Here is a 6,816-nt window from a genome sequence, read left to right as displayed (position 1 = left end):
TATCGGCGAAAAATACATCGCGCAAAATTGAGATTTAAGGCGCTAAAAAAATTTTTTTGACCTGTGATTCATAAAAACAACTTTTTTCGCTCTCAGGGGGAATATGCGCCATTTTCTGTTTCTTGGCGATATAGGCCTTTTCCACGCCCCTAATTTGCCGCAGACAGGTCACTAGAATGCTCCAAGGTGCTATGACCGAAAAAGGCCACCCGCAAGGGTGGCCTTTGGTTAACCCGGGCTAAAAAATGCTATCCGGCATGCGCGGCCAGCTGGGCCTTGGCCTGACGGGCCTCTTCCTCCAGCTGTCCCTTGCGGGCTTCGGAGATCTTCAGGGCCGCGGCAAGCGCATCAAGGTAGCTGCGTTCCATAAAGTGGTCGATATCCACGATCATGCACGACAGGCGGTACAGGTCTTCCCCCTGCTCTGCGGACCGAATCTCCGCGGCCAGAGCCGCAGGATCGATGGGGGCATTCAGCAGCTGACCCAAGAGGGCATTGGTGTCCTGACCGGGAGCCATCTGTGCGACGACCTTGCTGATACGATCCTGTTCCGTCGCGTCGATATGTCCATCCGCCCGCGCGGCGAACACCATGGCGCGCAGCAGGAGCCGGGCCGTGGGATCCAGCTCGGCAGGGGCCACAGCCGCCACCGGCTGCTGGACAGGAGTCGGTTCCGCAGGCTGGCTCTCTTTCTGGGACTGCGACCATTTCTGGTAAAAATTCCAGGCTACTGCGCCCGCACCGACCAGAGCGGCATTCTGCAACGCGCCTTTGGACATGAAGGAGCCCAGCAGCGCCCCCAGGGCGCCGGCACCCACCAGGCCGCCAACGCCGCCGGGAGCAGCCTTGGTCAGACCGGATGCCTGTTCTTTGGCCGTATCCATAAGAGAGCCAAGCGTTTCACCAATGTTCTTTTTATTGAAGATGTCGAAAAGGGACATATGAACCTCTCATGTTGTTGTCTGGCACAGGGGGATTTTCCATATATTCCCCTGTGCGTGAACAGCGTGTGTCAGAGTACAGATAGGATCATGCCGCTATAAGTCAAGAGGGTAGCCTTCGGGCTGCTTGCCGGTGGCCCTTGCTTTTTCCCTCACAGCCAATCTTCATTGCAAAAAACATGCTTCCACTATGTCTTGGGCAGCGGAGCCACGATCGCACGACCATGCCTCACCATGCCCCGCTTCTGCTTTCATACTTTTCAGGGGTACATCCAATCGTCACACAACGGACATGCTCGCGTTCCCGTTTTTGCCTAGTGTGATTTCTGCAAAGGCAAGGCTTTCTTTTCACTTCAAGGAGAAAGATCATGACCAAAAGAAAACAGCCCCCCATCGAATGCCGCTTGCGCCCCAATTATACGAAAAAATGCATCGCCTGTGGGCACGGTCCTGTGGTCGATGTCTATACGAGAGACGGCCATTTCGTGAACAGCACATCCATGTGCGGTGCATGCAGCTTCGGCAAGGAAAAATACGCCGATCCTGAAAACTGGTAGCTGATTCTGCCGGAATTCCCAAATTCCTTCCTTCCCCTCAGAATGAAAGATGCCATGGCATATGCTGCCATGGCATCTTTCGTTTGTTCCTAAAAAAGAAAATTCAATAATTATAGCATATTAATATGCGACGGATGAGCTGTGGAAAGTGCCTCAGGCCAGCATCTCCAGGAAGGCTTCCAGCCGGACCTTGAGCTGCTCCGTATCCGTACCTGAATAATCCGTCACCACCTGCAGGAAAGGCAAGCCCAGCTCTTCGCGCACGAATTTTTTGACGCTCCAGGACTCGACATCATACGGCTGGCAGCCCTGCCATGTCAGATCGACCACGGCATCCACGGCAAAATCCCGGGCCAGATCCTTCAGGATGCTATAGCGGTGGGGGTTGGGAGACATGACGGCGCAGTGCATGTCCAGATAGCGGCGGGCCAGGATGTCCAGGGCATCCCCCTCTTCTTCCATGTTCAGCAGGACTTTCTTGTAACAGGTGCAGTTATCGATACAGACCACGCTGGCACCGCATTCTTCCAGCAATTGCACGACTTTGTGCGACCCCATACCCGTGGGGACGCCTGTCAGCAGGATACGGGGAGCATCTGGAGCCACAGCCGCCGGGGCGTCCTGCAATTCCGCGTGGATGGCCTCCAGCAAGCGGATGGCCTGTTCATAGTCCGGCATGAACGAGGCCCGAAAACAGATGTCCAGCAGATCGAGACCCCGCAGGGGCGACGGACGCCGGCGGGCCAGATCCAGCACCTTTTTCAGGGCCTGACGCAAGCGGGACGTCAGATCCATGGCAGCCCGCAGCTTCTCTTCCGTTATCCGGACGCCAAAGTCCTGTTCCAGACGGGCCACCAACAAGGCGTACTGCTCCCGCCAGTAGGCATGAGCGCGTTCATCCTGGATCTGCGGAAGCTGCAGGACCATCACGGGCTTGTAGGCAGCCAGCAGTTCATACATTTTTTTCTTGCCGTCACAGGTGGCATCCGCCACCACGATGTCAGAAGCCGCCAGATAGGGGCAGCTGTCCTGCAGGGCAAAGCCGAAGCTGCTCTTGATCAGGGGACACAGACAGCGCGGCAGCACCTCTTCCGCCACAGGGATGGAGTCCTGCTTCGTACCGCACAACGAGACCGGCACGGCACCCGCCGCAAGGGCGATCTCCAGCGGGGAATAGATGCAGAACTGCCCCACCACCTTGCGACCTTTTTCCCTGGCTTCCTGCAGGGCCAGCACGTTACGGCTGGTCACATCCCGAAAATGTTCAAGACTTGCGTATGTCATCTTTATTCTCCCATGCGCTCCGGAGCGTGCCGGTGGCGTCGTTGCGTTATCAGCGGGCCGCCACGAGGGCCGCACCCAAAGCTCCCACGGTCTGGGGATCGTCAGGGACATTGACCGGTACTCCCAGCTCCGCCGCAAGCAGTCCGCTGAATGCCGGACTGGTAGCCAGCCCACCGGTAAAGGTGCACTCTCCCTTCAGCGGGATACGTGCTGCCAGCCCCCGCATACGGCGTGCGATGGACAGGTATACCCCCGCAGCGATGTCGGCCGGGGCCGTCCCCTGCGCCAGCAGCCCGATGATCTCTGTCTCCGCAAATACAGCGCACATGCTGGAGATGGATACGGGTTTGCCGGTGGCGGCGGCCTGCCCCAGCTCCGGCAGCTCCATGCCCAGGATACCGGACAAGACCTGCAAAAAACGTCCTGTCCCAGCCGCGCATTTGTCATTCATGACAAAATCCTGCACAGCACCGTCTTCCACCGCGATGACCTTGCTGTCCTGTCCGCCTATGTCCAGCACCACGCCTGTGGCAGGAAACAGCCAGGAGGCACCGCGCGCATGGCAGGAGATCTCGGTCACGACCTTGTCGGCAAAGGGCAAGGCCACGCGGCCATAACCCGTGCCGACCACACGCCGCAGGCCCGCCGGCTCCACTCCCGCGGCACGGCAGGCGGCCTGCAGCACCTGTTCCCCGGCTTCACGGCTGTTCCAGCCAGTGGGCAGAACGGCCCGCCCAAGAACGATCTTTTTTTCCTCGTCCAGCACTACGGCCTTGGCGGCCACAGACCCCACATCCACTCCAGCTACCGGCATGGACAGCCTCCCGCATCATTTTTCCGCTCATCGCGCCCGGTCCCGGCACTTGTATCCAGCATTTCCAGGATGGAAGCCGTCAGGCGCGCATATTCAGGATCCCCACGGTGGCGAGGCCGGGGAATGTCCACCGGCACGACAGCGCGGACCGTTCCCGGGCGCGCCGACATGACCACGACCCTGTCAGCCAGATATACGGCCTCGTCCACCCCGTGGGTCACGAAAAGGATGGTGGTCTTGTGATGCTGCCAGATGCGCAGCAGCTCCCGTTGCAATAGGATACGGGTATGCGCATCCAGCGCCCCGAACGGTTCATCCATCAGCAGCACGTCAGGCCTGTTGGCCAAGGCCCGCGCTATGGCCACGCGCTGCCGCATGCCGCCGGAAAGTTCATGGGGCATGGCCCGGGCAAAAGCGGCCAGATCCACCAGCTCCAGATATTCGCGCGCCACCTTGCGACGCTCTTCGCGGCCTTTCCCGGCAAATTCAAGGCCCAGAGCCACATTGTCTTCCACCGTGCGCCAGGGCAGCAGGGAATATTCCTGGAACACCATGCCCACCTCACGGCGCGGTGTCTTCACCGGCTGGCCCCGGTACAGGATCTCGCCTTCACTGACAGGTTCAAGCCCGGCAGCCATGCGCAAAAACGTCGATTTACCGCAACCGCTGGGCCCCACGATGCAGATGAATTCATTCTCCCGCACATCCAGATCCAGTCCCTTCAGGGCCAGCACTTCACCTTCACGCAGGCGAAAGCGCTTGCGCACCTTTCGGGCAGAAAGCACACTCTCCGTCATACGCGCCTACCGAGAAAACTGTTTCCACGCATACTTGCGTCGCTCTATCCACTGAAAAGCCATATCCAGCAAGGCTCCCACCACACTGATGCTGATCATGCCGGCAATGACCACGTCCGTGCGTCCCACAGTATAGGCATGTGTGATCAGATAGCCCACCCCGGAAAGGCTGCCGGGCAGCATCTCCGCGGAGACCAAACACATCCACGCCACCCCGAGACCTATGCGCAGGCCATTGACGATGGACGGAGCCGCGGCGGGCAGCAGGATCTTGGTGAAGATGTCCCGCTCGGACGCCCCCAGAACCCGGGCCGAATCCACCAGCGTGCGGTTGACCGTCTGCACACCATGCACGGCGCTGGTCAGGATAGGGAACAGCGCGCCGATGAAGATGATGAACAGCATGGATATCTTCAAGTTATTAAGATAATAATATAATTCGCTTCGCGGCAGGCCCATGGCCGTTGCCAGGCTTCTGACGCCGAACCAGGCCAGCACCAGCGGTACCCAGGCCAGAGGCGGGATGGGGCGGAACATGCCCAGAAAAAGATTGAGCAGGCGATGCAGACCGGCATAATAGCCCATGGCCACTCCCAAAGGCACTCCCAGCAGCACGGCTGCCGCATACCCGCAGAGGACGCGAACCAGACTGATGCCGATATTGCCTGCCAGCGTGCCCATGGCGATGACATTGTCCAGCGGGTGCGCCAGCAAGGCCCCGATCTCCTCCAGCGGAGGAAGGATCAGGCTGTTGCCCACCAGTGTCGCCATGGATTCCCATACGATAAAGAAGAGCACAGGCACCAGAAGAGGCGCCGCCCAAAAGATGATTCGTCCCGGCATAGTCGACCTGCAAGCAATGAGTGGCCTGCGGCAGAGGCTCATCCCTGCCGCAGGAAAAGGAACGGCGGTTACAAAGAGATCCGGCTATTTTCCGGTATCAAGGAACGAATCGTTGATCAGCAGGGGGCGGGCCTGCTCCATGGTCTTGTGGCGCAGGCTGCCGCTGAACTTGTTCATGCTGTCCAGGATACGCAGATAGGTATCCGCGCCGCGCAGCCAGCTGTCATTGAAGCTTCCCAGGAACACAAGGCTGGACTTGCGCCCGGCCTCGGGCGGCAGACCGATCCACTGGGCGGCGACCTCACCGGCCTGCTGGGGATGGGCATTGCACCAGGCCCCCACGCGGGAGATCAGGGCTACGAAAGCCCGGACCACTTCAGGATGCTTGGCGATCATTTCTTCAGAGGCCACCCCCACACAGCAGGGGAAGTTGGCCCACTGCCCGGCGGGAGGCAGTTCGCCCAGATTGACCAGTACCTTGCCGATACCGCGCGTCTGGGCCACTTCAGGGAAGGGCGAAGGACCGACAACAGCTTCCACCTGTCCGGCGGTCAGGGAGGCCAGCAGGTTACTGGTCTCTTTCAGGTCCACCAGCAGGACATCCGCCTTGCTGTCCGAAGGATCAAGCGTCACCTTGAGCCCGGCTTTGACCAGCGCGCCTTCCAGCACGATCTTGGGGGCACTGGTAGGCGAATGGAAGCCGATCTTGACGGGCTCCTTGCTGTCCTTCACCCGCTGCAGCAGGCTTTCCCAGCTGGTCAGAGAAGAATCCTTGGGCACCACCAGCGCCATGCCTTCCGTCTGCAGCGGGCAGACGATCTTCATGGGCGTCCCCTTGTCGATGCCAGCCATGATGGCCGTGATGGAGGCGATGCCCATATCCAGATGCTTCTGGGCAAAAAGCGTGGCGGCCTCGGAACCGCTCTTGGCCACGACCAGATCGAGGATGGCAATGGGCTTGCCGTCCTTGATGAGCTCGTAGCTTTCGCGTTCCACAAGAGGCTTCAGATAAACGCCCAGATCGCGGAAGGCCTCACCGCGTGAAGCTGCGACCTGGAATGGGGAATGGTGGGTGGTGAAGATGAAACCAGTCTTGAAGGCCGGCAGTTCAGCGGCAACAGACATGGAACACAGACCCAGCACAGCGATGCCGGCCAAAGCCAGCCTGCGAAGGGTGGACGGAACGAACATGGGCAACCCCCTTTTTGTGATGATGCGACCACCATGGTCGCAAAACGGCAGGCCATCCTGCCGTTGGGCACAAAAAAACCGCGCGAGACTGCGCGGAAGTGATGGGGTGTTGCGAGCTTGCCCGGAGAAAGGCGACGGAAAACAGGCGTCAGCAAACCGTCTGCGGCGACAAGGACATACAGCCCCACCACAGACAGCGTCAGGTCAGACCAGACAGAAGCATGCGCCAACTATCCATATTCTCTCCAGAAATACTACACCAGATATATTTTGAGCATACGAAGGAAGGAATACAAAGTAAAGTACCCTCCCTGTTCTCTTGAAAGTTTTTCCAAAACAACCAGCTATGAGACCTTTCCCTATCGCCGGAAGGATCAAGACAGTCCTGA

At 59.1% G+C, this 6,816-nt stretch carries 7 protein-coding genes; 1 reads left to right on the top strand and 6 read right to left on the bottom strand.

Annotated features, from left to right (window positions below; translation table 11 throughout):
• Positions 1–248: 248 nt before the first annotated feature.
• Positions 249–941, bottom strand: coding sequence for a tellurite resistance TerB family protein (locus ACQRCJ_RS11710; protein WP_304014845.1), 693 nt, complete (start codon positions 939–941; stop codon positions 249–251).
• A gap of 368 nt (positions 942–1,309) precedes the next feature.
• Between ACQRCJ_RS11710 and ACQRCJ_RS11705 the strand changes: the two genes are divergently transcribed.
• A complete protein-coding gene (locus ACQRCJ_RS11705; protein WP_168936508.1) occupies positions 1,310–1,498 on the top strand; it encodes a hypothetical protein in 189 nt (62 codons plus the stop codon).
• Positions 1,499–1,651: 153 nt separating this feature from the next.
• On the opposite strand, the gene ACQRCJ_RS11700 is transcribed toward ACQRCJ_RS11705, so the two are convergent.
• The 5 genes from ACQRCJ_RS11700 to ACQRCJ_RS11680 form a co-directional block, all read right to left on the bottom strand.
• Positions 1,652–2,782 (bottom strand): double-cubane-cluster-containing anaerobic reductase, encoded by a 1,131-nt coding sequence (locus ACQRCJ_RS11700; protein WP_168936507.1) that lies wholly within the window; start codon positions 2,780–2,782, stop codon positions 1,652–1,654.
• 49 nt (positions 2,783–2,831) lie between these two features.
• Positions 2,832–3,596 (bottom strand): acyl-CoA dehydratase activase, encoded by a 765-nt coding sequence (locus ACQRCJ_RS11695; RefSeq protein ID WP_168936506.1) that lies wholly within the window; start codon positions 3,594–3,596, stop codon positions 2,832–2,834.
• Entirely contained in the window at positions 3,587–4,381 is a 795-nt protein-coding gene (locus tag ACQRCJ_RS11690; RefSeq protein WP_320855050.1) for an ABC transporter ATP-binding protein, read from the bottom strand. The genes ACQRCJ_RS11695 and ACQRCJ_RS11690 overlap by 10 nt, the downstream gene beginning before the upstream one ends.
• 18 nt (positions 4,382–4,399) lie before the next feature.
• Positions 4,400–5,164, bottom strand: a complete 765-nt coding sequence (locus ACQRCJ_RS11685; RefSeq protein ID WP_303997103.1) for an ABC transporter permease — start codon at positions 5,162–5,164, stop codon at positions 4,400–4,402.
• 156 nt (positions 5,165–5,320) lie between these two features.
• Positions 5,321–6,427 (bottom strand): ABC transporter substrate-binding protein, encoded by a 1,107-nt coding sequence (locus ACQRCJ_RS11680; RefSeq protein ID WP_427799863.1) that lies wholly within the window; start codon positions 6,425–6,427, stop codon positions 5,321–5,323.
• Between the last annotated feature and the right edge of the window lie 389 nt (positions 6,428–6,816).

Origin of the sequence: Desulfovibrio sp. SGI.102, assembly GCF_050314315.1 — a bacterium.
GTDB lineage: Bacteria > Desulfobacterota > Desulfovibrionia > Desulfovibrionales > Desulfovibrionaceae > Desulfovibrio.
Note: the sequence above shows the minus strand (reverse complement) of the source record. Positions and strands in the feature narration are given on the sequence as shown.

Coding starts and splice junctions, on each gene's coding strand:
- ACQRCJ_RS11710 (WP_304014845.1), bottom strand. CDS start 941: ATGTCCCTTTTCGACATCTTCAATAAAAAGAACATTGGTGAAACGCTT.
- ACQRCJ_RS11705 (WP_168936508.1), top strand. CDS start 1,310: ATGACCAAAAGAAAACAGCCCCCCATCGAATGCCGCTTGCGCCCCAAT.
- ACQRCJ_RS11700 (WP_168936507.1), bottom strand. CDS start 2,782: ATGACATACGCAAGTCTTGAACATTTTCGGGATGTGACCAGCCGTAAC.
- ACQRCJ_RS11695 (WP_168936506.1), bottom strand. CDS start 3,596: ATGCCGGTAGCTGGAGTGGATGTGGGGTCTGTGGCCGCCAAGGCCGTA.
- ACQRCJ_RS11685 (WP_303997103.1), bottom strand. CDS start 5,164: ATGGCGACACTGGTGGGCAACAGCCTGATCCTTCCTCCGCTGGAGGAG.
- ACQRCJ_RS11680 (WP_427799863.1), bottom strand. CDS start 6,427: ATGTTCGTTCCGTCCACCCTTCGCAGGCTGGCTTTGGCCGGCATCGCT.